Origin of the sequence: Haloparvum sedimenti (assembly GCF_001462205.1) — an archaeon.
Classification (GTDB): Archaea; Halobacteriota; Halobacteria; order Halobacteriales; family Haloferacaceae; genus Haloparvum; species Haloparvum sedimenti.
The window spans coordinates 53902-79762 of the sequence record NZ_LKIR01000089.1; the positions used below are offsets into that span (position 1 = coordinate 53902).

The window sequence follows — 25861 nt, forward strand, 5'->3', positions numbered from 1 at the left end:
CGCGAGGAACGTCCCGAGCGCGCGCCGCGTCGCCTCCAGCACGAGCAGGACGCCGATCGCCGCGACCAGCATCGCGTAGGGGACCTCCCCGAGCGGCACGCCGACCGCGCTCAGGAGCGAGACGGGGACCTCCAGAAACGGATACACCTCCTGGACCGGGCGCGCCCGGCGGAGCCCGAAGCGCCGGATCACGTCGGAGATCTCCTGGAACTCGCCGAGGACGTACAGCGGCGTCAGAAGCACCAGCCCGATCATCGTGACGTCGGCGGGCGTAACCCTGTCCCCCTCGGCGTCGACCGCGAACCAGCGCGCCGCGCCCCGCAGGCGCTCGACGGCACCCGCCCCCGGCTCGCCGGTTCGATCCGCGACCGTGTCCGCGAGCGAGCCGAGCCGACGAGCGAGCGAGCCGTCACCCCGGCTGGTCGGGAACAGCAGGAACGCGAGGACGAGCGCGAAGGCGACATGGACCGTGTTCGCCTGTAGCGACTGGAGCGCGAACAGCTCCACCTCGCCGACCACGGGCAGCGTGACTCGAGCGGTGAAGCTGAACGCGGCGATCAGCACCTGAAACGCCGAGAAGGCGATTCCGAGCACCGCCACGACGAGGGTCGCGACCGTCGACAGCGACCGCTTGCGCTCGATCTCCTCCAGCAGCTCGTCGGTCTCCTCCGAGGAAAGCGCGGCCTCGTCGGGATCGACGTCGGGTGTCCCGGGGTTTTCGGGGTCCTTCCCTCCCGGTCCGTCCGCCTCGTTTGACCCGCCCGACCCGTCGCCGGGGGGCGCCCCGCCGTCCGTCCGCGGGCGCCCGGTCGCCCCGCCGTTCTCGTCGCGACAGCCGCCGTCGCGTCGGTCGGTACTGTCCGTCTCGGCGCCGGTGTCGTCGCTCAATCCCATTGGAAAATCTCTGGACGGAAGGTGGTTCGCGTCCCGACGTAAATGCGTACGGTTTCGGCGTTCGAGAGCACCACGAGGTCGTGGGTCTCCCCGTCGATCCGGATCTCGTGGCCGGCGATCCGGCCCGGCTTCACGTACAGGTCCTCGGTCGAGTCGTTCGGCGCGAAGACGAACGAGCCGTTGTCCGTTCGCTCGACGTCCGCCTGTGCGGGGAGGCCGGCGCCGTACGAGGAGAACTCCATCCGCGTCATCACGAGCCGACCGTCCCGGCGTTCGTAGGTCTCGATGACCGGCGTCTTCTCGACGCTGTGGGTGTACGACAGCACGAACCCCTCCGCGTCGCTCTCGATCAGCGTCTCGCCGTCGCTCGACTCGACGACGATCACCCGCTCGGTGAGCGGAGAGTCCGGGTGCGCGACGGCCGCCGCGGTCCCGCCTGCGAGCACCGCCGCGAGGAAGGCCACGACGGCGACCGTGCGCGCGTTCACGGCGTTACTCGAAGTAGCGGGCCGCGCCCTCGTGCAGGTCGATGGACATGCCGTCCTGCGCGGAGTCGACGCTGATGAAGTCCGTCTTGATCGTTAGCTGGTCGAGGTTGTCGAAGATGGCCGCGGTGACCGCCTCCACCACGTCGGCGGAGTACTCCTCGCGCGTGGCGATCATCGCCTGCACGGAGACGGTGTCGATGTCCGACTCGAGCCCCTCGTAGGTGCCGCCGGGGATGGTGTCGTCCGCGAACCACGAGGCAGCGTCCTTGATCTCGTCGCGCGTGGACTGGTCGAGGCTGAGGATCTCCACGTCCGCGGTCTGTGCGAGGTCCTCGACGGCGCCGACCGGCCAGCCGCCGACGACGAAGGCCGCCTCCACGTCGCCGTCGCGGAGCTGGTCCGCGGCGGTGCCGAAGCCGGCGTTCTGCTCGTCGAAGTCGTCCTCCGTGATCCCGACGGTTTCGAGGATCTGAAGCGCGTTCACCTGCGTCCCCGAGCCGAGGTCGCCGGTGTTGACTGAAGCGCCCTCGAGGTCCGTCAGCGACTCGATGCCCGCGTCCGAGCGGACGACGATGTGGATCGTCTCGGGGTACAGCGTCGCGACACCGCGGAGGTTCTCGATGGCGTTCCCCTCGAAGGCGTCGATTCCGGTCCCGTTCGCGGCGAAGTACGCGATGTCGTTCTGCAGCAGCGCGAAGTCGGCGTCGCCGGAGCCGAGGCTGCCGGCGTTCTCGACGGACGCGCCCGTCGACTGGACCGTCAGCGAGTGGGGCGTCTCCGCGTCGACGATCGTCTTGAACTCGTTCGAGAGGGGGTAGTAGGTCCCCGACTGGCCGCCCGCGTGCCAGGAGATCTGCTCGCCCTCGCTGCCGCCGGTACAGCCCGCGAGACCGACGAGGCCGGCCCCGCCGATTCCCTTGAGTACGTCTCGGCGGTTCGCGCCGAAGTTCGTGTTCGTCATGCAAACGAGGAATATGTCTCGATATGATAAATGGATATCGCATGATTCGGACCGATCGCTTCGAAATGAATGAGGATAGTTAACACATAACTGTCTCGCGAAGCCGAGCCGGCCGCCGGCTCCGAAGTCCCTAAGGAGAGCGCGACCCTTCTCTCGGGCATGCAGGCGCTCGTCATCGTGGCTCACGGGTCTCATCTCAATCCGGATTCGAGCACGCCCACCTACCGGCACGCGGACACGATCCGCGCGACCGGCGCGTTCGACGAGGTGCGCACCGGCTTCTGGAAGGAGGAGCCGCACCTCAGGGAGGTGCTCAGAACGACCGAGGCCGACGAGGTGTACGTCGTCCCGCTGTTCGTCTCGGAGGGGTACTTCACCGAGCAGGTGATCCCCCGCGAACTCCGCCTCTCCGGGTGGGACGTCGAGCAGTGGGGGTCGGACGGACTCTCCGCGGACCAGGCCACGCTGACGGCCGCGGACACCGGCCAGACGGTCCACTACTGCGGCCCGGTGGGGACCCACGAGGCGATGACGGACGTGCTGGTCCGGCGCGCGGAGACGGTGACCGGCGACCCCGACGTGGGTGAGGGGTTCGGCTTCGCGGTCGTGGGCCACGGTACCGAGCGCAACGAGAACTCCGCGAAGGCGATCGAGTACCACGCCGACCGCATCCGCGAGCTGGACCGCTTCGACGAGGTCCGCGCGCTCTACATGGACGAGGACCCCGAGGTCGACGACCTCCCGGAGTTCTTCGAGAGCGACGACGTGGTGCTCGTCCCGCTGTTCATCGCGGACGGCTTCCACACGCAGGAGGACATCCCCGAGGACGTCGGCCTCACCGACGACTACCGCGAGGGCTACGACGTGCCCGCCACCGTCGACGGCGTCCGGGTCTGGTACGCCGGCGCGGTCGGCACCGAACCGCTGCTGGCCGACGTGGTGCTCGAACGCGCCGCGGACGCGGGCGCGGACGTCGAGAACGCGCTGGAGTCGGTGCGCGAGACGACCCGCGTCGCCACGGGGGACTGACGATGGCGGACCGCGCCCCGGCGGCCGCCCCCGCCGACCCACCGGACGTGACCCTCGGCGGCGCCGCCTTCGACGCGCTCGTCCGCGCGCTCGACGCCGGCGAGTCGGTCGACCACGGCGGCTTCACCGCACGGCCGGCCGACGCTGACGGCGACGGCTACGTCGTCGAGACGGCCGCCGGCGAGCGCCGAGAGGGGCTCTCCGAGAGCGGACTTCACGAACTGGCGAGCGAACACGCGGCCGCAGTCACCGACTGGCACTTCCTGACCGAGCGGGTCGGCGAGGGCGGCCCGCGCGCGGACTTCGTTCGGTGGCTGGAGGGCGTCGACGTACACGGGGTCGACGCAGAGGGCGTGATCGCCCGGTACGCCGCGCTGGCCGACGGCGCCGCTCGGGAGTGGGGCCAGCTGCTCGTCTCGGTCCGGCTCGGCGACCGAGGCGACCGCGTCTACGAAGTCAGACACGCCGACGAGGCGGGTGCGGACGCCGCGGACCTCGACGGGCACGACGACCCGCTGGAGGCGCGCCGACTGGTGAAGTTCGACGACGACGACCGATACCGACCGCTCAAGACCGCGCCGACGCTCCCCACCGGCTGGGTCTTCGCGGACCTCGATCACCGGGGCGTCTACGAGACGGTCGAGACGGTCTACCCCGCAACGGTCGCCAACTGGCACCGCGAACGAGAGGGGGAACTCGACGTGAACCATTGGCGCGAGACGATGGGGCGGCAGTCGGGCATCTACGGCGTGATCCAAACGTGGGATCGCGGCGAGGGCCACGAGCACGTGAACTGGGTCGCGGAGGCGACCTGCGACGACTCGCAGTGTCTGAAGCGCCGCGAGTGGGAGTACGACGAGGAGACCGACCTCGACGTGGACGGCGGCGACGGCGTCTTCCCCTGCCGGGAGCCCTGCTCGCTCGTGGTCTCCGCCGCGCGCAAGTGGACGAAACTGGAGGGCGAGACCGAGCGCACCTACGAGTTCGAGCTGACGCCGAGCGAGAAGGAGCAGGTCGAGACGATCATCGACGCGGTGGCGGACGACCGCACGGACGAGATCCGCGAGGCTGACGTCTACGAGGGGGCGAACCGCTACCGGACGCGGTTCCTGCGGGCGAAGCGGTTCGACGAGGCGGGGAACCTCTGCGGCGTCCCCACGGAGCCGGACGAGGAGTAGCGATCCGGTCCCGCACGAGGAATGGGTCCGGTCACCGGACCGCGAGGTAGCTCGCCGCCGCGGCCGCGAGGACGACGACCGCGGCGCCCGCCTGAACCAGCGGGCTGTCGACGGCGAGCGCGACGGCGACCGCCACGACGATCGCAACCGCCACCACCGCGACCGCGGTGACGCGCTCGCCGGTCAGGTGCTCGTCGACCGCCGCCGCGAGCGCCTCCGCCGGCGTCGGCTCCGGCTCCCGCTCCGGCGGCGAGGAGAGCGACTCGTCGACGATCACCGGCTGTTCGTTCCGCGGGCGCGGCTTGACCGCGAGCGTGACGTACTCCGTGGCCGCGCCGTGACCGACGACGACCTTGAGCTTGCCCCGCACGGTGTCGTCGGGGTCGGTGGTCGTCACCTGGACGCGGGTGACACCCTCGCTCTCGACGTAGTGGTTCGTGGCGGTCAGCGTCGCCACCTCGGCGAGCGTGTCGTCGAGGTTGAGGTGGACGTGACTCGCCTGTCCGCGGTTGACGAGCGCGACGCTGAACGACCCCTGGGCGGCGAAGCGGGCGGGCGCCGCGATGGAGTGGACGCCGTCCCCGTTCAACTCGACCTGCAGCGTCGACACATCCCGTCGTCGCGCCGACGCATCAAAAAGGTTCAGTACGGCGGTTCGGTCCCCGACGCGGCGTCGCCACTCCGGTGTGGCGTCGCGGCGCTGACGCAGAGCACGACCGAGTCGGGTTCGCCGTCCGAGGGTCGGAACTCCCTACGCAGCCGCTTCCTCTTCCTCGCGCATGTCCGGCGGGAGGAGGTTCGGGATGCCGTCCTCGATGGGGTAGACCTCGCCGCACTCCGTGCAGGTCAGCGTCCCGGCGATGACCTCGCCGTCCTCGCGCTCCGTGGCGTCGAGTTCGAGGTCCTCCTTGTCCAGCGGGCAGCAGACGATGTCCAGCAGCGACTCCTTCATGGCTCCCGGTTGACGGGGATTCGGCAAAAGCCTACGGGTTGGTGGTCGTCGGGCGGAGGCGCGAGGCGCCGACCGCGCTACTGCCGGTCGAAGGGGTTGACCAGCTCGACCGTCTCGGAGCGGTCCGGACCGACGCCGACCGCGTACACCTCGGTGTCGAGTTCCTCCGCGAGGTACGCGAGGTACGCCTGCGTCTCGTCGGGGAGCGCGTCGCCGCCCGTCTCGACGGCGGCGTCCCAGTCGGCGTCCTCGCTCCACGGATCGAACTCGCGGAAGACGGGCTCACAGCGCGCCCATTCCTCGGTCGTCGCGGGGACCGTCTCGATGCGCTCGCCGTCGAGCTCGTAGGCGTGACAGACCTTCAGCTCGTCGAGACCGGCCAGCACGTCGACGTGGTTGACCGCGATGCCGGTGAACCCGGAGACGCGCGCGGCGTGGCGGAGCATCGGCACGTCGAGCCAACCGATGCGGCGCGGGCGGCCCGTGACGGTGCCGAACTCGCCGCCCTTCTCGCGGATGTAGTCGGCCAGTTCCTCCTCGCGGTCGGTGCCGTCAAGCTCCGTCGGGAGCGGCCCGCTGCCGACCCGCGAGAGGTACGCCTTCACGATGCCGACGACCTCGCCCTGCCCGACGACGGTCGGACCGACGCCGGAGCCGACCGCGGCGCCGCCCGCGGTCGGGTTCGAGGAGGTGACGAACGGGAAGTTCCCGTGGTCGACGTCGATCATCGTCCCCTGGGCACCCTCGTACAGCAGGTCGTCTCCCGCCTGCCGGCGCTCGTGGAGGAAGTCCGAGCAGTTGACGGTCATGTCCTCCTCGGCCATTCGAGCGCCGTGTTGCCCGTACTCGGCGACGAGGTGGTCGACGTCGAACGCCGAGGCGTGATCGCCGGTCGAGACGTCGAGCCCGTACACCTCCTCCGCGAGCGCGCGCTTCTGCGGGACGACGTACGCGAGCCGCTCGCGCAGCGTGTCGGGGTCGAGCAGGTCCGCGACCCGGACCCCGCGGCGACCGGCCTTGTCCTCGTAGGTGGGGCCGATGCCGCGGCCGGTCGTGCCGACCTCCTGGCCCGACTCGTCGTCCGCCTTCGTCTCCTCCTCGATACCGTCCAGTACGCGGTGATACGGCATGATGACGTGCGCGCGTCGGGCGACGCGCACGTCCGGGTCGAGCCCCTGCTCGCGGAGGTCGTCGAGCTCGTCGAACAGCGTGCGCGGGTTGACGACGCAGCCGTTGCCCAGCACCCCGATCTTGTCGCGGACGGCCCCCGAGGGGACCAGCGAGAGCTTGTACTCGGTGCCGTCCTCGACGACGGTGTGGCCGGCGTTGTCGCCGCCCTGATAACGGACCACGACGTCCGCGTCCCCTCCCCACCGGTCGACGAGGGCGCCCTTGCCCTCGTCTCCCAGCTGGGAGCCGACGATGGTGACAGTCATACGTTCGTTCATCGGCAGGGGGTGTGAAACCGATTACGGTCCTCGGCGACAGATGATCCAAGAACGTGCCTTCTCGTCGCGTCGTTTCTGTTTTTCTACCCTTGTCCGTGCATGGGTAGCCCTTCGGGGGGAAGCCGAGATCCGACGTCTCGCGGCCGGCCGCACCCGCGAACCGAACCGTTAACTACTCCCACGATGAAGAGGCGGATGTCGAATTTCTCGGGTCGCACCGCGGACAGCAACTTTTAAACCCCCGAAAGACAAGTTAACATGTGGCATGATAGACCGACTTGAGAAGGAAGTCGATATGTTGGAACGGCACCTGCAGGTCCTGAAGATGGTCATCGAGAACGAGCCCATCGGGATCGTGAAGATGTCCAACGAGACGGGCTACCCCCACCACAAGGTGCGCTACTCGCTCCGCGTGCTGGAGGAGGAGAACCTGATCGAGCCCTCGAGCCAGGGCGCGATCACCACCGAGCGAACCCACGAATTCGTCGACGACCTCGACGACAAGCTCGACGAGATCGTCGACAAGCTCGGCGAGATGCGGATCGACTCGGGCGCGGAAGTCGAGAACTGAGCCGTCGGTTCGAACGTCGGTCACGGATCGCTGCGCCGGTTTCGATTTCGTCCCTCCGCCGATCGCAGGAACGGTCTCGGAGCGACTCCTCCCGCTACAGTTCGGGCACCGTGAGGTGGAACCCGCCGTCTCGCGACTCCGCGAGACACAGGTGATAGCCGCGCTTTCTGGCGATCTTCACGTAGCTCTTGCGTTTCGAGCGGCTCAGAATGCCGCCGCCGGTGGCATCGTCCGCCGTCTCCAGCGCCCCCGGCTCGAAGAAGCTCGACGTGACCGCGAACGCGGCCGCGAACGCGTCGTCGGACTCCGCGAGGTGGCTGCCGTGCTCGACCAGGTCCTCCAGCGTCCGCTCCGGCGTCGGCTCGCGGCTGTCGTTGAGGTCCGCGACGAAGAGCGGCGTCCCCATCCGGTCGCGCAACACCAGGTCGAAGGTGCGCTGCTCGCGCGTCTCCTCGCCGTTCTCGGTGCGCCGGATGGACACCGATCCGCCGATCTCCGCGCGGTCGATCTCCGGGATCGCGTCGTACAGGTCGGCGAGCGCGCCGACGTTGCCCGTCTCGCGCACCTCGAACGGTAGCTCCTCGGCGACCCATCGGGTGAAGCCGTACTCCATCGTGCCGCGGAGGAACTCCTCGTAGGGCTCGCCGTCGACGACGACGCCCTCGTCCTCGAAGCTGGTGTGGTACTCAAGCCGGAGGTTCCCGGCGAGCTCCTCGCGGCTCACCTCGCCGTCGTGGGCCTTCTCGAGCGTGGCGCCCCCCTGCGACTCGTAGCGCACGAACAGGTTCGTCCCCGCGAGCGCGTCCGCGGGCGACATCGTCCGGTCGCCGTCGGGAAGCTGTGCGCGCGCCTCACGGAGCTCGCCGCGGACGGACTCCAGTTCCGACTCCAGTTCGGCGACCCGCGACTCCAACCGCTCGGCCTCCTCGCGGTACTCGTCGCGCTCGGCGGCGACCGCGTCACGCTCCTCCGCCGCCTGCTCGCGCTCGGTCTCCGCGCGATCGAGCTCCTGTTCGAGCCGGTTGACCTGTCGCTGGAGCTGGCTCCGCTGGACCGACGGTCGCTCGCTCACGGCCTGCTTCCTGTCGGCGGCCGTCTCGGCGTCCGACTCCGCCCCGGTTCCCGTCGGCCGGGGCTCCGTTCGATCGCCGCGGTCCCGGCCGTCGCCGTCGCTCGACCGGTTGCCGCTCGCTGCCTCGCTCGACCCGCCGCGCCCGCTCCGGGCCGACTGGCCTCCGCGCTCCGCTCGACCGCTCGACCGCTCCGCTCGACCGTCCGACCCCTCGCTCGACTGCTGTGGCCGCGTCCGGCCCGGCCCCGCCTCCGTCGGATCGAGCGCCGGGATCGACCGCGCCTCCCGCCACTCCTCCTCCTCGGAAAAGACGTCGTCGTCCGGGTCGGCCGGGGTCGACTCGCCCGCCGCCTCCGACTGCTGGGCGGCGACGTGACCGGCCTCGCGCGTCTCGGCCGGAGCGTCCCCCCGCCCCTCCGGAGGTCGTGCCCCCGAAGCGGACTCGTCGGCGGCGGTCTCGTCGTCCGACTCCCGAGACGGTTCGGGCCGGCGGTTCGACGGCGCGGCGGTCCGGCTCACGCCGGCGTCCGCGTCGACATCGTCGGCCGTCTCGTGGGTCGCGTCGTCGACCGTCTCGTCCGCCCTCCCGCCGGTCGTCTCGCCGGACGCCTCGTCGGTCGGCCCGTCGTCCGTCCGAGCGTCCGCGTCGGCCTCGGAGGCCCGCCTCCCGGCCTCGACCGTCTCCGAGTCGGGCTCGGCAGCGGACTGTGCGGGGTCGGGGTCCCCCGCTCCGGCATCCGTCGGCTCGCTGGCCGCGGTGGACGACCCCGTGGCCGCCGAGGGGTCGGGATCGATCGGCCCGACGGCCGTGTGGTCACGGTCGTCGTCGTTGTCCGAGGCTGCTCGGTCGGACTCGGCCGTCTCGGTGGCGGTCCGTTCGTCCTCGTCGGTCGCGTCGGTCGCGTCGGCTGCGTCGGTCGCCTCGGCTGCGTCGGTCGCCTCGGCTGCGTTGGCTGCGCTCGGCTCGGCGTCGGGGACCTCGCGCACGTCGAGGTCCACCTCGACCACGCGGTAGATGCCCACCTCGTCGTCGGCCAGGTCGAACGCCTCCTTGCCCGTCTTGAGGGTGCGGGAGTTACCGACGAACGCGCACGCCAGCGACTCGCCGCCGTAGTAAGCGACGTAGTAGTCGCCCGACAGCACGTTCTCGGTGAGCTCGACGTAGCCGGTGAAGTTGCCGGCCGACAGGGTCGTGTCCGCCTCCGAGAGCGGGGTGTCGTTCGTGTAGTACTGCGCCCGCGTCTCGCCGCCCAGCTCCTGCATGGCGTACAGAAGCGGGAGGGCGTCGTGCGGGGCCTCGTAGGCGGTGCCCGACGCGTCCGCAAAGCCGTCGAGATCGCCGTCGATCACTCCGACGACGCGGCCGTTCAGCATGAACAGCCACGCGGCGCCGTCGGTGACGGCCCCGGAGAAGTCCCGGTCCGCCAGCCGGCGGAGCCCGGCGTAGCCGTCCGCGTACGACGCCTCGTCCCAGCCGGTCACGTTGTCGATACGCTCGGCGTCCATTTGGGCTATCTCGCCGGAGGCGACGCAAATACTTTCCGGAGCGTGGGACGGGCGTCTGACGCGTCTCGCGTGCGCTGCGTGTTTTTCTCGTGACAGAATAGGTGCAGCAAGCGGGCGGGGAAACGGACGCCCCCTACGCCTCGCCGACCGCCTCGATGGCCTCGATGCCCAACTCGACCACGTCCGCGTCGAGGTCCGCGGCGCGGAGATCCGCGGGCGCGTACCAGTCCCACGCGTCCGCGCCCCGCTCGTCGTGCCCGTCGGGGTCGATCTCGCGGCCGTCGACCCGCGCGAAGTAGCAGTGGTCGATGTGCTGGTGGCCGACGCTCCCGTCCTCGTGGACGTTGATGTCGTGCAGCATCAGGTGTGCCGGCTGCGGGAGGCTGTGGCCCTGGGGTCCCTCGATGCCGGGATCCTCGGCAACCAGCTCCGCGTCCAGTCCCGTCTCCTCGCGGACCTCCCGCAACGCCGCCTCGTGCGGGAGTTCGTCGCGGTCGACGTGCCCACCCGGTGGCAGCCGAATCCCCAGGCGCTCGTGGGCGTGTAGCGCGGTCGCCCCGTCGTTGACGATGTACGTCGTCGCCGTGAAGTGGCGCGTCGTCTCCATGGGCCGTCTCTGGAGAGGACGGGATATGGCCGGTTCGGTTCGCGGTCGATGCGGTTCGCGGTCGATGCGATTCGCGGTCGATGCGGTTCGCGGTCGGCCGTCCGTATCGGAACCGGGCCCCGGCCTACAGCTCCTCCGTCCGGATCCACATCCCCTTGGAGGCGGGGGCGCTCTCTCGGAACCCCCAGCGCTCGTAGAAGCCGTCCACGTCCGCCATCAGGTTGACGTACGCGCCCGCGGGCGCCTCGGCGCGAAGCCACGCGACGAGCGCGTCCATCATGGCCGTCCCGATGCCCCGTCCCTGATGCGCCTCCGCGACCGCGGGGCCATGTCCGCGGCCGCCCGAAGGGACAGAAACGCCTCGACCGAAGGGGTCGTCTCGCGGAGCGCGTAGCCGGCCGGGGGCGTGGGATCGACCTCGCGCCGCGCGCAGTCGTCGTCGCTCATACGCCGCGTCGGGTGGCGGCGCGGCTTTGCGATTTCGGAACGCTCCGGACCGCATAATCAGAGAAATGTGGCCACGTTCGGGGACAGAAAACGGCGCGTTCGGGGACAGAAAACGGCGCGTTCGGGGACAGAAATGCCGTCGGCGAGCCGGTTATTCGCCGTCGCCGTCGTCGGCCGCGTCGTCAGTCTCGTCATCGTCGTCGGCCAGCAGACCGTGTTCCTCGAGGACCGCCTCCAGCTCCTCGGGGCTGCGCTCGTGGAACTGCTCGTCGTCGACCTCGACGGTGGCGACGCCGACGCCCTCGGGCGTGAGCCCGTCGTCGTTCACCTGGTCAAGCGCCTCAAGCGCGAGGCCGACCGCCTCCTCCGTCGAGAGGCCCTCCTCGTAGTGCTCCTCGAGGTAGTCGCGCACGTCGGAGCGGTTCGCGCCGATGGAGAGCGCCTTCCACTCGTAGGGGGTCCCCGACGGGTCCGTTTCGAACAGGCGCGGCTCGCCGTTCTCGATGCCGCCGACCACGAGCGCGACGCCGAACGGCCGCGCGCCGCCGACCTGCGTGTACTGCTGAATGTGGTCGGTGATGTTCTTCGTCAGCGTCTCGATGCCGATGGCCTCGCCGTAGCGGAGCTGGTTCACCTGCGCCTGCCGGCGGGCGAAGTCGATCAGCTGGCGTGCGTCCGCGACGTGGCCCGCGGAGGCGACGCCGACGTGGTCGTCCGCCTTGTGGATCTTCTCGACGCTCGCCGGCTCCATCAGCGGGGAGCGGGCGCGCTTGTCCGCCGCGAGGACGACGCCGTCCTCGGCGCGGACGCCGATGCTCGCGGTCCCGCGCTTGACGGCCTCGCGCGCGTACTCGACCTGGTAGAGGCGACCGTCGGGCGAGAAGATGGTGATCCCGCGGTCGTACGCCTGCTGTTGTTGTCCTTGCATGGTTTACTCGAAATCGAGCGGCGTCGCGCCCACGCGGCCCGCGTCCGTCTCGACGTCGGCCGCGTCACCGCGGACGACGGCCGGCCGATCGGACCCCGCGAACGCGATGTCTCTCCGTACCGAATTTCCGCTGCCCCGACCCATATATCTTTCCTCACAGGCACGTACCGTGCCCGAGATCCCGCGTACAGTCACGCGAACGGGCGCTCCGTCGACGTCGCTGATGCAGGCGATCGCCGCCCGCGCCGCCTCGACGTGGCCGTGTCTGGCTCGGACCAGCGCCTCGCCCTCGCCCTCCGAGAAGGAGAAGTCGAATAGCGAGAGGTCGGCGTCCGCGCTGCCGGGGTCGCCGAGCAGGTTGCCGGCGCTGTACCAGAGCGCGCGCTGGAACGTCCGACGCGAGAGGTCGGCGTCCGGCCACGCCTCCAGGCCGACCGCGAGGTAGCGCCACCGCGGGCGGAGGTGCTTGGGGAGGTGTTTCACTACTCCGCCCCGGGCACCTCGTCGCCCTCGCCGATGCGCTGCGCGACGATCACGCCGATCATGTCGTGGACGCGCTCGACCGCGGTCACGGCGAAGCCCAGCTCCGTGAACGCCTCCACGAGCGTCCCGACGGTCGCGGGGTCGTCGACCTCCGGCCCGTAGAACTCCTCGTGCCCCTCGGTTCCCTCGAAGAACATCAGGTCGCCGAGCACGATCCGGTCTGCGCCGGTCGCCGCCCACGCCGCGAGGGCCTCGCGCTTGCCCGCGTCGTCGAGGTGGTGCAGCGCGAAGTTCGAGGTGACCACGTCCACGCTCGTCCCCGGGTCGAGGTTCGGGTCGCGGAACTCGCCGTGACCGAACTCGACGTTCTCGACGCCCTGCTCTTCTGCCTTCGCGCGCGCCTGATCGAGCATCCCCTCGCTCACGTCGCGACCGATCACGCGCGCCGCTCGGTTGGCGACCCCGAACGCGATAGCCCCGGTTCCGGTCCCCATGTCCAGCACCACGTCGTCGGGTTCGGGCGCGGCGTGTTCGATCACCAGCGACGCGCAGGCGTGGTACTCCTCGCTCTTGGACTCGTCGTAGTCGGCCGCCTTCTCGGTGAAGCGGGCGGCGTGCTCCTCAACGCTCTTCTTCATATCGGCCTCGTTTGACCCCCGGGCCAATGAACTCCTCGGAGAGCCGCCGCCGGTTCGTCCCGACGATCGCGTCCCACTCGGCCAGCCCCGCCGCGACCGCCTCGGACGAGAAGCCGATAGCCTCGCCGACGGCCCGAAGCTCCCGCGGCGCCCTGAGTTGGAGGTGGCTCCGGGCGTTCGCGCTCACCACGAACGGGGCGTCGTAGTGGTCGACGATCTCGCGGAGCTTCCGGAGGTCCGAGAGCGCGCGCACGCGGTCGCCGCCGGTCGAGCGCAGCACCGGCCCGAAGTCGAACTCCACGCGCGTTCCGTGCTCGGCCGCCGCCTTCGCGAGGACGTGGTTGAACTCCCCCCGCCCCGACATCGGCCGCGAGAGCACGTCAACGCGGTCGGACTCGACCGCGAACCGGTTGAGCGCATCGTCGCCGCCCCGCAGCGTCACCACGGTGAAGTCGGGCCGGAAGTTCCCGACCGCGCCGCCGGCGCTGCCGGGGCCGTCCGCCCGAATTTCGACGCCGGCGGCCACGTCGACGCCGTACTCCTCGCGGATCGCGTCCGCGTCGAACTCGGCCTCGCGCGTGCGGACCACGATCCCGTCGTACCCCTGCTCGGCCGCGGTGCGGGCGAACCGCGCGACCGTCGCCTCCCCTTCGGGGTGTGCGTGGACCGCCTCGTACATGGCTCCGCGTTCGGCCCCCGGTGCTTTGGCGGTTGCGCTTCTCCGAGACCGCCGCGAGCGAGACATTTCTGCGACGGCGGTGGCGCCGCCAGTCCTGAACCGCTCGTCGCCGAAGGCTTTTCTGAACCGGCTGTTGTCGTGGGGTTTCTGAACCTGCCGTGAGAGAACTGGACCGTCTGGTCCGTGCCCGCACACTCCGCTTTCGCGAGGGTTTATGAGAAAAAACGGAACGAAGACGCCCCGGGCGTCCGCGGTGTCTCACCCGGGACACCCGTAGTCCGAATAGGCCGGTCCGCCGCTCGCGGCGACCATCGACGCGCGACGCACCGGGGATCGCGAGAAGAGGACCGGTCGAGCCCTCGACGACCAGCCACAGGTGCGGCGCGGCCTGTACACCGAGAGCCGCAGTCCGACCCGACGACTACTCCAACTCGGCGGGATCCGCGGCCGCTTCCACCGCGTCGACCGCGGCGCGGTTCGCGGCCACGTCGTGGACGCGCACGACGTCCGCGCCGCGCTCGGTCGCGATCGCGGTGCCCGCGACGGTCGCCGCCTCGCGCTCGTCCGGCCCCCGCCCGATGGCGCCGAACAGCGACTTGTGGGAGTGTCCGACCAGCACCGGACAGCCGAGCGCCGCAAACTCGTCGACCCGGCCGAGCAGCTCGAAGTCCTCCGCGGGCGACTTCCCGAAGCCGAGCCCCGGATCGACGATCACGCGCTCGCGGTCGATCCCCGCACGCTCGGCGAGCAGCAGGCGCTCCTGCAGGTCGCCGATCACGTCGGCGACGACGTCCTCGTACTCCACGTCGGTCGCGGGGTCGACCGGCGCCTCGACGCTGTGCATCACCACGACCGGACAGCCCGCCTCGGCCACCACCTCGCGCATCCGCGGGTCAGCGAGGCCGGTCACGTCGTTGATCACGTCGGCACCGGCTTCCAGCGCGGCCTCCGCCACCGCGGGCTTTCGCGTGTCGACGGAGACCCACACGTCGCCGGCCGCGACCTCGGGCACCTCGTTGACCGCCTCGACCACGGGCACCACGCGGTCGATCTCCTTTTCGACGGGGACGGGTTCCGCGCCCGGGCGCGTGGACTCGCCGCCCACGTCGAGGATGTCGGCGCCCGCCGCAACCATGCGCTTCGCGCCGTCGACGGCGTCGCCCAGCGCCGCGTGTCTCCCGCCGTCGTGGAACGAGTCCGGCGTCACGTTGAGGATGCCCATCACCGCGGTGCCCTCGGCCCACGGGTACGCCGCGTCGTCCCCGGCCCGCGACCCCGCTCCCGGCCCGGACCCACCGCCCCGGCCGCTCACCGCGGTCGCATCGAGCGGCGGTAACTCGACCGCCGCGCGGAGGTCGCTCGCCACGTCCGCCATCCCGGTGCCCGCCGCCGCGAGCCGGATCGTCGCCTCGTCGTACGCCTCGGCCGTCCCCGCGCAGACGACCGCGACCAGCTCGCCGCCGTCCGCCGCGTTGGAGACGACGCACTCGCCGTCGGCCGCCCGGATCGCCGTCGTCAGACGCTCCGCTCTCGCCGACTGGAGTCGGGTCTCCACGACGCGGTGGTCCAGTGACGGCGCCGTCTCGCCGACCGTCGCGGGGGCGGCGTCGGCGTCCTCCAGCAACGCGGCCGCCTCGCCGGCGTCGTCGACGCGGACCGGGCGCGGCGCGTGCGTGTACGTCGACCGCGCCTCGGCGACCGCGAACAGCGACCCGGTCACGAGCACGCAGTCGTCCGCGTCGGCGCGCTCGCGGGCGGTCCTGAGCGCGTCCGCGACCGCGTCGACCGACTCGACCGTCCCCACGCCACCGTTCCGGAATGCGGCGGCGAGGACTTCTGGGTCCTCCGCGCGGTCCAGGTCCGGCCGGCAGGTGGTCACGCTGTCGGGCGTCGGCAGGTTCTCGACGGTTCCGGCGTGGTCCTTGTCGTGCATCGCGGCGAACGCCAGATGGAGGTCGTCGTAGTCGTAGTCCGCGAGCGTCTCCGCCAGCGTCTCGCAGGCCGCGGGGTTGTGCGCGCCGTCGAGGACCACCAGCGGCGCCGTCTCCAGCACCTCGAACCGGCCGGGCCACGTCGCGCGAGCGAGCCCGTCGAGGACCGCGGCGTCCGCGAGGTCGACATCCAGCGCCGCGGCCGTCGCCCGCGCGAGCGCGGTCGCGACGCCGGCGTTCGTCGCCTGATGCTCGCCGACAAGGGGGATCCGGGCGTCGTACGCCCAGCCGTCTCCGTCGACCGCGACCGCTGCGTCGCAGGGACCGACTCGCCCCTCGTAGGCGGCAGTCACGTTCGGGTCCGTCGCGGGCGCCTCGACGCCCGGACCGTCGACGGTCACGACCCGGCTTCCCGCTTCGCCCGCCACCTCGCGGACCACGTCGAGCGCTTCCCCGCCGCAGGCGGTGACGAGCGGCGCGTCCGCGGGCGCGATCTTCGCCTTCGTCCGGGCGATCTCCGCGACGGTGTCGCCAAGCACCGCGGTGTGTTCGAGCGAGACGTTCGTCACCGCGGCGGCGAGGGGGTCGACCGCGCTCGTCGCGTCGTACTCGCCGCCCATCCCGACCTCGAGGACGGCCACGTCGACGTCACGTCGTGCGAACTGCCAGATCCCCATGGCCGTGACGACCTCGAAAAACGTGAGCGGTTCGCCCGCGGCGGCCCGCTCGACCAGCCACGGCTTCGTCTCGGCGACGAACGCGGCGATGGCGTCGTCGCTCATCGGGCGTCCGTCGACCCGGACGCGCTCGGAGAGGTCCTCCAGGTGTGGGGAAGTGTAGAGGCCCACGGAGAGGCCGGCCTCTCGGAGAACGGACTCCGTCATCCGCGCGGTGCTCCCCTTGCCGTTCGATCCGGCGACCTGTACGAACGCCACGTCGTCCTCCGGGTTACCGAGGTGGTCGAGGAGGGACGCGACGGACGCTGTGCCCGGGCTGACGGAGAAGCGGCGGAGGTCGAACAGGAAGCTCGCCGCCTCGTGGTAGCGCATACGCGGAGGTGGTCGGGGCGTCGCTTTAGCGTAACGGACCGGGTGGCCGAAGCGAACCCATTTAGTCGCTCCGCGTAAACGCCGGGTTATGACCATCGAGGAGGGCCCGTAGCGTGCGTGTCGTCATCATCGGGGCCGGGCAGGTCGGCGAGAGCATCGCGGCCGACCTCCAGCACGACCACGACGTGGTCGTCGTCGAGAACCGCGACGAACGCGCCGACGAACTCACCTACGCGCTCGACGTGCTGACCGTGTCGGGCGACGGGACGGAGCTCTCCACGCTGGAAGACGCCGGGGCCGCGGACGCCGACATGGTGCTCGCGACCACCGACGACGACGAGACGAACATCGTCGCCTGCTCGACCGCGAAGGCGCTCTCCGGGTCGGCGTTCACCATCGCGCGGATCAAGAACACGAAGTACCTGCGGACGTGGGAGCGCGACGAGGGCGCGTTCGGCATCGACTTCATGGTGTGTACGAACCTCCTCACCGCGGAGTCCATCGTCCGCGTCGTCGGGCTCCCGGCCGCCCGCGACGCGGACGTGTTCGCCAACGGCCGCGTCCAGATGGCCGAGTTCGAAGTGAGCGAGGGGTCGCCCATCGCGGACCAGACCGTCCAGGAGGCGGACCGTTTCGACTCGCTGACGTTCGCGGCGATCCTGCGGAACGGCGACGTGGAGATCCCGAGCGGCGACACCTGCATCAAGACGGGCGACCGCGTGGTCGTCATCGGCTCACCGCGCAGCGTCCAACAGTTCGCCCGGACGCTCGCACCGGAAGTCTCCCCCGAGAAGTCCGCGGAGGTCGTCGTGATCGGCGGCTCCGAGATCGGCTACCACGTCTGCCGGCTGCTGGAGGAGCGCGGCCTCTCGCCGCGGCTCGTCGAACAGGACCCCGATCGCGCCCGCAAACTCGCCGAGGACCTCCCCGAGACGCTCGTGATGGAGTCCGACGCGACCGACATGGGCTTCCTCGAGCGCGAGCACATCGGCGACGCCGACATCCTCGTCTCGACGCTCGACTCCGACGAGAAGAACCTGCTCGAGTGTCTGCTCGCGGAGCGGCTGGGCGTGGAACGCACGGTTGCGGTGATCGACCGCACCTCATACGTGGACCTCTTCGAGACGGTCGGCGTGGACGTGGGGCTCTCCCCGCGGGAGGTCGTCGCCGAGGAGATAACGCGGTTCACGCAGTCCGGGTCCGCCGAGAACATCGCGTTCATCGAGACCGACAAGGCGGAGGTCCTGGAGATCGAGCTCGACGACTCCAGCCCGCTCGTGGGGCGGACGATCAGGGACGCGGTCGGCGACCTCCCCGAGGGAGTCGTCATCGGCGCGATCACTCGGAACAAGGAGTTCATCGTCCCTCGGGGCGACACGGAACTCCACCCGGGTGACCACGTCGTCGTCTTCGTGGACGCCGCGGTGCTCGACGAGGCGATGGAGACACTGTAGCCGATGGGTCGCTGGCCCGATCGCTCGTCAAAGGGACGCTCCCGGATTCGGGTGCGCTGGCGGGCGAGTCTCGGGCTCCTCGGCAGCATCCTGAAGTGGCTCGCGGTGCCGCTGGCGTTCCCCCTGCTGCTGGCCGTTCTCTACCAGGAGCCGGTCCTCCCGTTCGCCGTCACGATGGCGATCACGCTCGCGCTGGGCGAGGGGCTCGAGCGACTGCCCGAAGACGAGGAGATCAGGGGGCGAGAGGCGTACCTGCTGGTCGCGCTCGCGTGGCTCGCGGTCGCGGTGATCGGGGCCATCCCGTTTCTGCTGGCCGGAAACGGCGTGCTCGCGCAGCCGGTCGACGCGCTGTTCGAGTCGATGTCGGGCGTGACGACGACGGGCGCGACCGTCCTCGACGACTTCAGCGTCCACGGACGCGCGATCCTGATGTGGCGACAGGTGCTCCAGTGGCTCGGGGGGCTCGGGATCCTCGTGCTCGCCATCTCGGTGCTCTCGCAGCTCTCCGTCGGGGGGGCCCAGCTGATGGAAACCGAGACGCAGACCCAGGACGTGACGAAGCTCTCCCCGCGGATCACCGAGACCGCGCGGATGATGTGGGGGCTCTACGGCGGGATCACGGCGCTGTGTGCGGTCTCGCTGTACGCGCTTTCGGTGGTCGGCGTCGCGCCGAACATGGACGCGTACAACGCGATCGCCCACGCCATGACCGCGGTCGCGACCGCGGGCTTCTCGCCGAGTCCGGACAGCGTCGGGGCGTTCGCGCCGGTCGCGCAGTGGCTGGTGGTCCCCTTCATGTTCGTCGGCGCGACCAACTTCGTCCTGATCTACTACTTCGTCCGGGGTGACTGGGGGCGCCCGCTCCGAAACGAGGAGTTCCGATACTACGTCGGTATCGTCGCCGGAACGACGGTGCTGATGACGCTGCTTCTGGTCACGGACCCCGGCGTCACGTTCCCGGCCGAGGCGACTGTTCGCCACGCCGTCTTTCAGGTCGTCTCCATCCTGACGACGACGGGCTTCGCGACCGTCGACTTCAACACGTGGTCGCCGGCCGCGCGCCACCTGCTGTTCGCGCTGATGTTCCTCGGCGGCATGGCGGGGTCGACGACCTGCTCGATCAAGCTACTGCGCTGGGTCATCGTCGCGAAGTCGCTGCGGCGTGACCTGTTTACCGCCGTCCACCCGGAGGCGATTCGGCCGGTGCGGCTCGGGGATCGCGTCGTCGACGAGGAGACGATCCGGGACGTGTACGCGTACACGCTGCTGTCGCTGCTCATCTTCTTTGCGCTCACGGTGTTCATCGTCGTGGACGGGACTCGGTCCGGCGTGACCGTCTCGGAGTTCGAAGCGATGGCCGCGGCCGCATCGACGTTCCTCAACATCGGCCCCGCCTTCGGCTTCGCCGGTCCCTACGGGAGCTACGGCCCCTTCTCGAACGCCACCAAGTCGGCCATGATCCTCCTGATGTGGGTGGGTCGGATCGAGATAATCCCCGTGCTCGTGGTCGCGACGCCCGCGTACTGGCGGTCGTGAGCGTGGGTGGGTGCGGAAGCCCACGCACGGAGCGCCCGCTCCGACCCGGAGCTTTCTTGATTCCGGTGTCTGAGTGAACCGGTATGGAAACGCGCAAGGGGTGCCGATGCCGTCGGCGCTGAAGGTCGACTGGCGGACCAGCGTCGCGGTCACCGGCACGGTGCTGAAGCTCATCGCGGCCGCAATGGCCGTCCCGCTAGTGGTCGCGCTCGTCTACGGCGACGACCTGCTGGTGTTCGGCGCGTCGATCCTCATCACGCTCGCGCTCGGGTCGGCGCTTGAGCGGTTCGACCCGGACCCGGATCTGGGCCCCCGAGAGGCGCTGCTCCTCGTCGCGGTCGTCTGGATCGTCGTCGCGGTCGTCGGGACGATCCCCTATCTGTTGGCCGGCTACGGCACTGAGTCGACGGTCGGGCTCGACTTCTCCTCACTGGGTGCGTTCGTCGGGGGGATCGTCAACGCGCTGTTCGAGTCCACCTCCGGGTTCACGACCACCGGCGCGACGGTGCTCGGCGAGATCTCGACGGACCGCCACTCGCACGCGCTGCTGATGTGGCGACAGCTCACGCAGTGGCTCGGCGGGATGGGGATCATCGTGCTGATGGTCGCGATCCTCCCGGAACTGGCGGTCAACGGCGCCCAACTCGTGAGCGCGGAGGCGCCCGGTCCGCAGCTCCAGAAGCTGACGCCCCACATCCAGGAGACCGCTCGCGTGCTCTGGAAGGTGTACTTCGCGTTCACCGTGGCGCTCGCGGTCCTTCTGGCCCTGTTGGGCGCGTCCGGGCTGGCGCCGAACATGGACCTGTTCAACGCGGTCGCGCACGCCTTCTCCACGATGCCGACGGGCGGGTTCTCCCCGCAGTCCGAGAGCATCGCCGCCTTCTCCGCGGTCGTCCAGTGGGCGATCATCCCGTTCATGGTCGTCGCCGGCGTCAACTTCGGGCTGTTCTGGCACCTCCTCGAGGGGGAGACGCGCGAGTTCCTCGAGGACACCGAGTTCCGGACGTACGCCGGGCTCGTCGCGGCCCTGACGGGGGTCCTGTCGGTGCTGCTGTTCACGGGCGTCGCGCCGCGGCTCGCGATCGGGGGATTGACCGAGGGGGTCGCCGAGAACAGCCTCCGACAGGCGGCGTTCCAGATCGGGTCGCTGATGAACTCCACGGGCTTCGCGACGAGCGACTTCGCGCAGTGGGACCAGCACGGGCAGGTGTTCCTGCTGGCGGTGATGTTCGTGGGCGGCTCCGCCGGCTCGACCGGTGGCGGGATCAAGGTGATCCGCTGGCTGATCGTCTTGAAGGTGCTCAAACGGGAGCTGCTTCACACGAGCCATCCCGACGCGGTCCAGCCGATCCGGCTCGGCGGCGCGGTGGTCGACGAAGAGGCGCTCCGCGGCATCGTCGCGTTCTCCATGCTCTACCTCCTGCTGTTCGGGCTCGGCTCGGTGGTCATCGCGCTCGACGCGGCGCGGGTGGGCATCGAGTTGACCGCACTGGAGGCGGTCGGCGGAAGCCTCGCGACCGTCGGCAACATCGGCCCGGCGTTCGGCCGGCTCGGCCCCTTCGGATCGTACCTGATGCTCCCCGACACGACCAAGCTGTTCATGATCTTCCTGATGTGGGTCGGGCGGCTCGAGATCCTCCCGGTCTTGGCGCTTTTCACCGGCGCCTTCTGGCGGCGGTAGCCGGCCGACGCGGCGACTTCCCGCCTCTCGGACAGCGGGACGATCACTACCGAAGAGGGAGAGAACACCCGGCGCTCGCGGGACAGAAAAACGCTCGACGGTCGCGGGACAGAAAAACGCTCGGCGTCCACGGGACAGAAAAACGCTCGGCGTCCACGGGACAGAAAAACGCTCGGCGTCCACGGGACAGAAAAACGCTCGGCGTCCACGGGACAAAAAAACGCTCGACGGTCGCGGGACAGAAAAACGCTCGGCGTTCGCGGGACGGAAACGCTCCAGCCACCGCCCTCGCTCGCGGCCCGTCAGTGGCGCTTGATGTGGTACGCGTAGCCCCACACGAACGCCAGCACCGCGATGGCCGCGACGTACAGGGCCGTCGCGGTCAGTCCGGCGTCGAGCGTCACGATCGGATGGGCGCTCACGACGGTCGCGGCCGACTCGATCATCGCTTCCACGTCTCTGGTCGTTACGAGCGTTTCGATGAGTCGGGAGAGCACGGGCCCGACCAGCAGCACGACGACCGCCGCCATCGCGTGCGAGAGGCCAGTCTGCGTCGGCATACGTAGTACCTGCGCGGGGGCGGCAAAAATCTTTATTCGGACGACAGGTTTCGCGGTCGGCGGCGAGATGGTCGCCGCCGCGACGGCGATCCCGCCGCGAGAGCGATCGAGGCACCGCGTCCGAGCCGCTACTGCCGGACGCGAGCCGCCGCGAGCGCGCTCCCGAGGACGGCGACGAGCGTGACGACCGCGCCGAATCCGGGCGCGGAGTCGCCGGACGTGCCGTCACCGGTGGTTTCGGGCGCCTCCGTCGTCGCGGGCACCTCCGTTGTCTCCGTCGGCTCCTCGGTGTCGGAGTCAGCTTCGTCCTCCGCCTCCACCGAGATCTCGGAGCGCTCCACGTACGTCGAGTTGTCGTAGACGTCGCCGTGGACCTGTCGGGTCATGTCGTGGATCGTGTTCACCACGCTGGCGGGCGCGGGCTGGTTGAGCCAGTGGACCTCCAGATAGACGGCGTTGCCCTCCTCGCCCGCGGTCGTGCTCGCGTACGGCTCCTCGTCGAGCGCGGAGTCGCCGCGGCTGTTGACGACGATCCACTCGGGGTCGAGTTCGAGGACGACCTCGTCGGAGATCTGCGGGTAGCCGTCAGCGACCGTCGCGGCGGTGTTGTTCGTCCCCGCGAGCGTGAACGTCGCGTTGATGAACGTGTCGCCGCCGGCAACGAAGCCGCTGCCGAGCGGGTAGAGCACGCGCGGCCGGTCGGCGTCGGCGGTGACGTTCGAGACCGCGTCGACGTTCGCGTTCATCCACGCGTTCGTCTCGGCGGCGCCCTCGCAGTTGCCGGTCAGCTTGCCGATGGTCGTCGTCTTCTGCGCGATGTCGTCGGTGGTCTTCGCCTCCGGGAAGTGGTAGACGGTCAGGCCGGCGTCGCGCAGCGCCTGGACCTGTCCGGCGGAGGCGTTCGGCGCCAGCACCAGGTCCGGCTCCGTGCCGGCCACCTTCTCGACGTCGACGCCGCGCTCGGCGGAGACGTCGGTCTTCTCGTCGGCGCCGTCGAGGTACATCGCGTACTGGGTCACGCCGACGACCTGCGACTCGCCGCCGATCTCCCACATCGTCTGAGCCGCCGAGGGGTTCGTCGTCGTCACGCGTTCCGGCGGTTCCTCCAGGGTTATCTCCTCGCCGGTCGCGTCCGTCATCGTGACCGGGAACTCGCACGTCTCGTAGGTCGCGTCGGGCTGGGCCGCCGCGGGCGCCGCGAAGCCGCCGAGTGCGGCGGTCGCGACGAGCAGCGCCGTCACCAGCACCAGTCTGTCTCGCATCGTCTATCACACGCGGATAGTCCAATAAGTATTTATCTAACGCAAGCCGGGTTGTGAACGAGATGCGCACCCTGACGCGGACCGCGGGCTGGTCGGCCGCGCTCTGCTGTCTGCTGGCGGTCGTCGTCACCGCCAGCGCCGCGCTCGGGCCCGTTCGCGTGCCGCCGGTCGAGGTGGCGAAGGTGCTGTTGAACGGGCTGGCGGTGCCCGCGAGCGTCGAGTTCGGCGTTCGCGACACGGTCGGGCCCCTACTGGTTCCGAGCGTCGACGTGGGGTTCGCGCCCGTGTTCGCCTACTCGGTCGAGGACCTCCACCGGCAGATCGTGGTGAACATCCGGCTACCGCGGATCCTGCTCGGCGCCGTCGTCGGCTTCGGGCTCGCGGCCGCCGGCACCGTGATGCAAGGGTTCTTTCGGAACCCGATGGCGGACCCGTCGATCATCGGCGTCTCCTCGGGCGCCGCGACGGGCGCGGTCGCGTTCCTCGTGTTCCCGGCGACGATCCCCTTCGGCTTCGGCCTGCAGGGGGCGGCCTTCTGTGGCGCCCTGCTGGCCGCCTTCGGCGTCTACGCCATCGCCACGCGGAACGGCCACACGCCCGTCGCCACGCTGCTCCTGGCCGGCGTCGCGGTCCAGACGTTCCTCGGCGCGGTCATCTCCTACCTCCAGTTGCAGGCGGAGAATAACCTCCGCGAGGTCGTCGCGTGGCTGATGGGTCACCTCGGCAACGCGTCGTGGGACGAGGTCCGGGTGACGGTCGTCGCCGTCCCCCTGCTGTTTCTGGTCCTGTTGGCGTACGCCCGCGACCTGAACGTCCTGCTGCTCGGCGAGGAGGAGGCGCGCGGGCTCGGCATCGCGGTCGAGCGCACCAAGTTCGTCCTGCTGTCGGTCTCGGCGCTGATCACCGCCGCGGGCGTGGCCGTGACCGGCGTCATCGGCTTCGTGGGCCTGATCATCCCGCACATGCTCCGGCTCGTGGTGGGTCCGGACCACCGGATCCTGCTCCCCACGGCCGCGCTCGCGGGCTCGTCGTTCCTCGTCGCGGCGGACACGGTCGCGAGGCTCGGCGCCGCGGAGCTCCCCGTCGGCGTCGTCACTGCCGCAGTCGGCGCGCCCTTCTTCCTGTTCCTGCTGCGTCGCCGGGAGGTGCACGAGCTGTGAGCCGGACGGACTCGGAAACGGACGCCGGTCCCAGTGAATCCGGCGCCGAGCGCTCGGTCGAGTCACCCGCACTCGGTGCCGAGAACCTGACCGTCTCGCTCGGCGGCGTCGAGGTGCTGTCGGGCGTGGACCTCGCGGTCGAGCCGGGCGAGCTCGTCGGCCTCGTCGGACCGAACGGCGCCGGCAAGACGACGCTGCTGCGCGCGCTCCGGGGCTCGCTCGACCTCGATGCGGGAACGGCCCGCGTGGGCGGCGATCCGGTCGCGGACCTGCCCGCGAAGGAGGTCGCGCGGCGGGTCGCCTCGGTGCCGCAGGACGCGACGCCCTCCTTCGAGTTCACCGTCGAGCAGGTGGTCGAGATGGGGCGGACCCCGCACCGCTCCCGGTTCTCGGGCCCGGACGCGGCCGACGCCGCGGCCGTCGAGGAGGCGCTGGATCGCACCGCAGTCGCGCAGTTCGCTGACCGCCCGGTGACCGCGGTGTCAGGGGGCGAGCGCCAGCGCGTCCTCCTCGCGCGAGCGCTCGCGCAGTCGACCCCCGCGCTCCTGCTGGACGAGCCGACCGCGGGCCTCGACGTGAACCACGCGGTTCGCACGCTCGAACTCGTCTCGGAACTGGTCGCGGAGGGGAAGGCGGCGCTGGCGGCGATCCACGACCTCGACCTGGCGGCGCGCTACTGCGACCGGATCGTCGTGTTGTCCGACGGGGCGGTGCTCGCGGCCGGGCCTCCCGAGGGGGTGTTGACCCGAGGATCGATCCGCGAGGCGTTCGACGCGCGGGCGGCGATCACCGAGGACGCGGCCACGGGCGCGCCGCGCGTGACGCCCCTCCCGGACGTCGCGGAGGACGCCTCGACGGGCCGGATCCACGTCGTGGGAACCGGTGGGCGGGCCGCCTCGATGGTGGGCCGCCTCGCCGCCGCTGGTCACGCCGTGAGCCTCGGCGTCGCACCGAGCGGCGACGCAGCCGCGGCGACCGCACGCGAGGTCGGGGCGGAGACGTTCCTCGTCCCGGCGTTCGCGGGCGTGAACGACGACGCGCGCGAGGCGGCCGCGGAGCGGGCCGAGGGGGCGGACGCGGTCGTCGTCGTCGGTGAACCGGCGGCCGGGAACCGGGCGGTCTCGGAGACGGTTCCCCCTGACCGTCGAGTGCTGGTCGACTGCGGCTCTCTCGACGGTACGATGGTAGACGATGAGGACGTGGTGGAAACGGTCGGCGAGGTCGTCGCCGACGCGGACGAGAACCGGGTCGGCGGGTTCCGGTTCGGCTAATCGTTACTCCCGTCCGTCAGGGTTTACCCTCCCGTCGAGGTCGATCGCCGACGGGCGGCGAAGCGTCACGCTTTAT

24 protein-coding genes and 1 pseudogene are annotated in these 25861 nt (G+C 70.5%); 8 read left to right on the plus strand and 17 right to left on the minus strand.

All coding sequences use genetic code 11. The annotated features are described in order from the left end of the window. The 3 genes and pseudogenes from AN233_RS17665 to AN233_RS05745 all read right to left on the minus strand — a co-directional run. Positions 1-894: pseudogene (locus AN233_RS17665) on the minus strand (TRAP transporter permease); the annotation flags it as partial. Next, entirely contained in the window at positions 885-1382 is a 498-nt protein-coding gene (locus tag AN233_RS05740) for a DUF1850 domain-containing protein (RefSeq protein ID WP_058365869.1), read from the minus strand. The gene AN233_RS05740 and the pseudogene AN233_RS17665, both read right to left, overlap by 10 nt. A gap of 4 nt (positions 1383-1386) precedes the next feature. After that, the gene (locus AN233_RS05745; protein ID WP_058365870.1) at positions 1387-2343 is read right to left on the minus strand and encodes a TAXI family TRAP transporter solute-binding subunit; all 957 of its coding nucleotides are present in this window, start codon (positions 2341-2343) and stop codon (positions 1387-1389) included. 159 nt (positions 2344-2502) lie between these two features. Here AN233_RS05745 and AN233_RS05750 point away from each other — a divergent pair, with 159 nt between their 5' ends. Both AN233_RS05750 and AN233_RS05755 read left to right on the plus strand, forming a co-directional pair. Next, positions 2503-3372 carry a CbiX/SirB N-terminal domain-containing protein gene (locus AN233_RS05750; RefSeq protein WP_058365871.1) on the plus strand — a complete coding sequence of 290 codons (870 nt, stop codon included), beginning with the start codon at positions 2503-2505 and terminating at the stop codon, positions 3370-3372. 2 nt (positions 3373-3374) lie between these two features. Beyond that, positions 3375-4550 (plus strand): DR2241 family protein, encoded by a 1176-nt coding sequence (locus AN233_RS05755; protein ID WP_058365872.1) that lies wholly within the window; start codon positions 3375-3377, stop codon positions 4548-4550. A 31-nt stretch (positions 4551-4581) separates the two neighbouring features. Here the strand turns inward: AN233_RS05755 and AN233_RS17195 are convergent, their stop codons facing one another. The 3 genes from AN233_RS17195 to AN233_RS05770 form a co-directional block, all read right to left on the minus strand. After that, positions 4582-5160, minus strand: a complete 579-nt coding sequence (locus AN233_RS17195; RefSeq protein ID WP_058365873.1) for a DUF7524 family protein — start codon at positions 5158-5160, stop codon at positions 4582-4584. A 141-nt stretch (positions 5161-5301) separates the two neighbouring features. After that, positions 5302-5502 carry a methytransferase partner Trm112 gene (locus tag AN233_RS05765; protein ID WP_058365874.1) on the minus strand — a complete coding sequence of 67 codons (201 nt, stop codon included), beginning with the start codon at positions 5500-5502 and terminating at the stop codon, positions 5302-5304. 77 nt (positions 5503-5579) lie between these two features. Continuing rightward, the gene (locus tag AN233_RS05770; protein ID WP_058365875.1) at positions 5580-6938 is read right to left on the minus strand and encodes an adenylosuccinate synthase; all 1359 of its coding nucleotides are present in this window, start codon (positions 6936-6938) and stop codon (positions 5580-5582) included. A 277-nt stretch (positions 6939-7215) separates the two neighbouring features. Here AN233_RS05770 and AN233_RS05775 point away from each other — a divergent pair, with 277 nt between their 5' ends. Next, positions 7216-7521, plus strand: a complete 306-nt coding sequence (locus tag AN233_RS05775) for a hypothetical protein (protein WP_058365876.1) — start codon at positions 7216-7218, stop codon at positions 7519-7521. A 94-nt stretch (positions 7522-7615) separates the two neighbouring features. On the opposite strand, the gene AN233_RS05780 is transcribed toward AN233_RS05775, so the two are convergent. The 9 genes from AN233_RS05780 to folP all read right to left on the minus strand — a co-directional run bounded on the left by AN233_RS05780 (position 7616) and on the right by folP (position 16861). Next, positions 7616-10099 carry a DUF7527 domain-containing protein gene (locus tag AN233_RS05780; protein WP_058365877.1) on the minus strand — a complete coding sequence of 828 codons (2484 nt, stop codon included), beginning with the start codon at positions 10097-10099 and terminating at the stop codon, positions 7616-7618. Between the two features lie 133 nt (positions 10100-10232). Next, the gene (locus AN233_RS05785) at positions 10233-10706 is read right to left on the minus strand and encodes an NUDIX hydrolase (RefSeq protein ID WP_058365878.1); all 474 of its coding nucleotides are present in this window, start codon (positions 10704-10706) and stop codon (positions 10233-10235) included. 124 nt (positions 10707-10830) lie between these two features. Continuing rightward, positions 10831-10983, minus strand: coding sequence for a hypothetical protein (locus tag AN233_RS17925; RefSeq protein ID WP_394326198.1), 153 nt, complete (start codon positions 10981-10983; stop codon positions 10831-10833). Further along, a complete protein-coding gene (locus AN233_RS17930; RefSeq protein WP_245626023.1) occupies positions 10983-11153 on the minus strand; it encodes a hypothetical protein in 171 nt (56 codons plus the stop codon). Before AN233_RS17930 ends, AN233_RS17925 begins: the two co-directional genes overlap by 1 nt. Before the next feature lie 151 nt (positions 11154-11304). Next, the gene (gene psmA / locus AN233_RS05795; protein ID WP_058365879.1) at positions 11305-12081 is read right to left on the minus strand and encodes an archaeal proteasome endopeptidase complex subunit alpha; all 777 of its coding nucleotides are present in this window, start codon (positions 12079-12081) and stop codon (positions 11305-11307) included. A 3-nt stretch (positions 12082-12084) separates the two neighbouring features. Further along, a complete protein-coding gene (locus tag AN233_RS05800) occupies positions 12085-12564 on the minus strand; it encodes an Rpp14/Pop5 family protein (protein WP_058365880.1) in 480 nt (159 codons plus the stop codon). Next, positions 12564-13202, minus strand: a complete 639-nt coding sequence (locus tag AN233_RS05805; RefSeq protein WP_058365881.1) for a class I SAM-dependent methyltransferase — start codon at positions 13200-13202, stop codon at positions 12564-12566. The genes AN233_RS05800 and AN233_RS05805 overlap by 1 nt, the downstream gene beginning before the upstream one ends. After that, on the minus strand, positions 13186-13881 hold the full coding sequence (locus tag AN233_RS05810; RefSeq protein WP_058365882.1) for an RNase P subunit p30 family protein: 696 nt from the start codon (positions 13879-13881) through the stop codon (positions 13186-13188). Before AN233_RS05810 ends, AN233_RS05805 begins: the two co-directional genes overlap by 17 nt. Positions 13882-14302: 421 nt before the next feature. After that, on the minus strand, positions 14303-16861 hold the full coding sequence (folP, locus tag AN233_RS05815; RefSeq protein ID WP_058365883.1) for a dihydropteroate synthase: 2559 nt from the start codon (positions 16859-16861) through the stop codon (positions 14303-14305). Positions 16862-16974: 113 nt separating this feature from the next. On the opposite strand from folP, the gene trkA reads away from it, so the two are divergent. From trkA to AN233_RS05830, 3 genes are all read left to right on the plus strand, one after another. Further along, positions 16975-18315, plus strand: a complete 1341-nt coding sequence (gene trkA, locus AN233_RS05820; protein WP_058365884.1) for a Trk system potassium transporter TrkA — start codon at positions 16975-16977, stop codon at positions 18313-18315. Between the two features lie 3 nt (positions 18316-18318). Further along, positions 18319-19851: a TrkH family potassium uptake protein gene (locus AN233_RS05825; protein ID WP_058365885.1), complete on the plus strand. Its 1533-nt coding sequence runs from the start codon at positions 18319-18321 to the stop codon at positions 19849-19851. A 106-nt stretch (positions 19852-19957) separates the two neighbouring features. Continuing rightward, positions 19958-21532 (plus strand): TrkH family potassium uptake protein, encoded by a 1575-nt coding sequence (locus tag AN233_RS05830; RefSeq protein WP_058365886.1) that lies wholly within the window; start codon positions 19958-19960, stop codon positions 21530-21532. A 302-nt stretch (positions 21533-21834) separates the two neighbouring features. Here the strand turns inward: AN233_RS05830 and AN233_RS05835 are convergent, their stop codons facing one another. Together AN233_RS05835 and AN233_RS05840 are read right to left on the minus strand one after the other, a co-directional pair. Further along, positions 21835-22092 (minus strand): hypothetical protein, encoded by a 258-nt coding sequence (locus AN233_RS05835; protein WP_058365887.1) that lies wholly within the window; start codon positions 22090-22092, stop codon positions 21835-21837. Positions 22093-22220: 128 nt separating this feature from the next. After that, on the minus strand, positions 22221-23354 hold the full coding sequence (locus AN233_RS05840) for a PGF-CTERM-anchored ABC transporter substrate-binding protein (RefSeq protein ID WP_058365888.1): 1134 nt from the start codon (positions 23352-23354) through the stop codon (positions 22221-22223). Positions 23355-23416: 62 nt separating this feature from the next. On the opposite strand from AN233_RS05840, the gene btuC reads away from it, so the two are divergent. Together btuC and AN233_RS05850 are read left to right on the plus strand one after the other, a co-directional pair. Beyond that, a complete protein-coding gene (gene btuC, locus AN233_RS05845; protein ID WP_058365889.1) occupies positions 23417-24514 on the plus strand; it encodes a vitamin B12 ABC transporter permease BtuC in 1098 nt (365 codons plus the stop codon). After that, positions 24511-25785 (plus strand): ATP-binding cassette domain-containing protein, encoded by a 1275-nt coding sequence (locus AN233_RS05850; RefSeq protein ID WP_058365890.1) that lies wholly within the window; start codon positions 24511-24513, stop codon positions 25783-25785. Before btuC ends, AN233_RS05850 begins: the two co-directional genes overlap by 4 nt. The last annotated feature ends 76 nt before the right edge of the window (positions 25786-25861 follow it).

Coding starts and splice junctions, on each gene's coding strand:
- AN233_RS05745 (WP_058365870.1), bottom strand. CDS start 2,343: ATGACGAACACGAACTTCGGCGCGAACCGCCGAGACGTACTCAAGGGA.
- AN233_RS05750 (WP_058365871.1), top strand. CDS start 2,503: ATGCAGGCGCTCGTCATCGTGGCTCACGGGTCTCATCTCAATCCGGAT.
- AN233_RS05755 (WP_058365872.1), top strand. CDS start 3,375: ATGGCGGACCGCGCCCCGGCGGCCGCCCCCGCCGACCCACCGGACGTG.
- AN233_RS05765 (WP_058365874.1), bottom strand. CDS start 5,502: ATGAAGGAGTCGCTGCTGGACATCGTCTGCTGCCCGCTGGACAAGGAG.
- AN233_RS05770 (WP_058365875.1), bottom strand. CDS start 6,938: ATGACTGTCACCATCGTCGGCTCCCAGCTGGGAGACGAGGGCAAGGGC.
- AN233_RS05775 (WP_058365876.1), top strand. CDS start 7,216: ATGATAGACCGACTTGAGAAGGAAGTCGATATGTTGGAACGGCACCTG.
- AN233_RS05780 (WP_058365877.1), bottom strand. CDS start 10,099: ATGGACGCCGAGCGTATCGACAACGTGACCGGCTGGGACGAGGCGTCG.
- AN233_RS05785 (WP_058365878.1), bottom strand. CDS start 10,706: ATGGAGACGACGCGCCACTTCACGGCGACGACGTACATCGTCAACGAC.
- AN233_RS17925 (WP_394326198.1), bottom strand. CDS start 10,983: ATGGACGCGCTCGTCGCGTGGCTTCGCGCCGAGGCGCCCGCGGGCGCG.
- AN233_RS17930 (WP_245626023.1), bottom strand. CDS start 11,153: ATGAGCGACGACGACTGCGCGCGGCGCGAGGTCGATCCCACGCCCCCG.
- psmA (WP_058365879.1), bottom strand. CDS start 12,081: ATGCAAGGACAACAACAGCAGGCGTACGACCGCGGGATCACCATCTTC.
- AN233_RS05805 (WP_058365881.1), bottom strand. CDS start 13,202: ATGAAGAAGAGCGTTGAGGAGCACGCCGCCCGCTTCACCGAGAAGGCG.
- AN233_RS05810 (WP_058365882.1), bottom strand. CDS start 13,881: ATGTACGAGGCGGTCCACGCACACCCCGAAGGGGAGGCGACGGTCGCG.
- folP (WP_058365883.1), bottom strand. CDS start 16,861: ATGCGCTACCACGAGGCGGCGAGCTTCCTGTTCGACCTCCGCCGCTTC.
- AN233_RS05825 (WP_058365885.1), top strand. CDS start 18,319: ATGGGTCGCTGGCCCGATCGCTCGTCAAAGGGACGCTCCCGGATTCGG.
- AN233_RS05830 (WP_058365886.1), top strand. CDS start 19,958: ATGCCGTCGGCGCTGAAGGTCGACTGGCGGACCAGCGTCGCGGTCACC.
- AN233_RS05835 (WP_058365887.1), bottom strand. CDS start 22,092: ATGCCGACGCAGACTGGCCTCTCGCACGCGATGGCGGCGGTCGTCGTG.
- AN233_RS05840 (WP_058365888.1), bottom strand. CDS start 23,354: ATGCGAGACAGACTGGTGCTGGTGACGGCGCTGCTCGTCGCGACCGCC.
- btuC (WP_058365889.1), top strand. CDS start 23,417: ATGCGCACCCTGACGCGGACCGCGGGCTGGTCGGCCGCGCTCTGCTGT.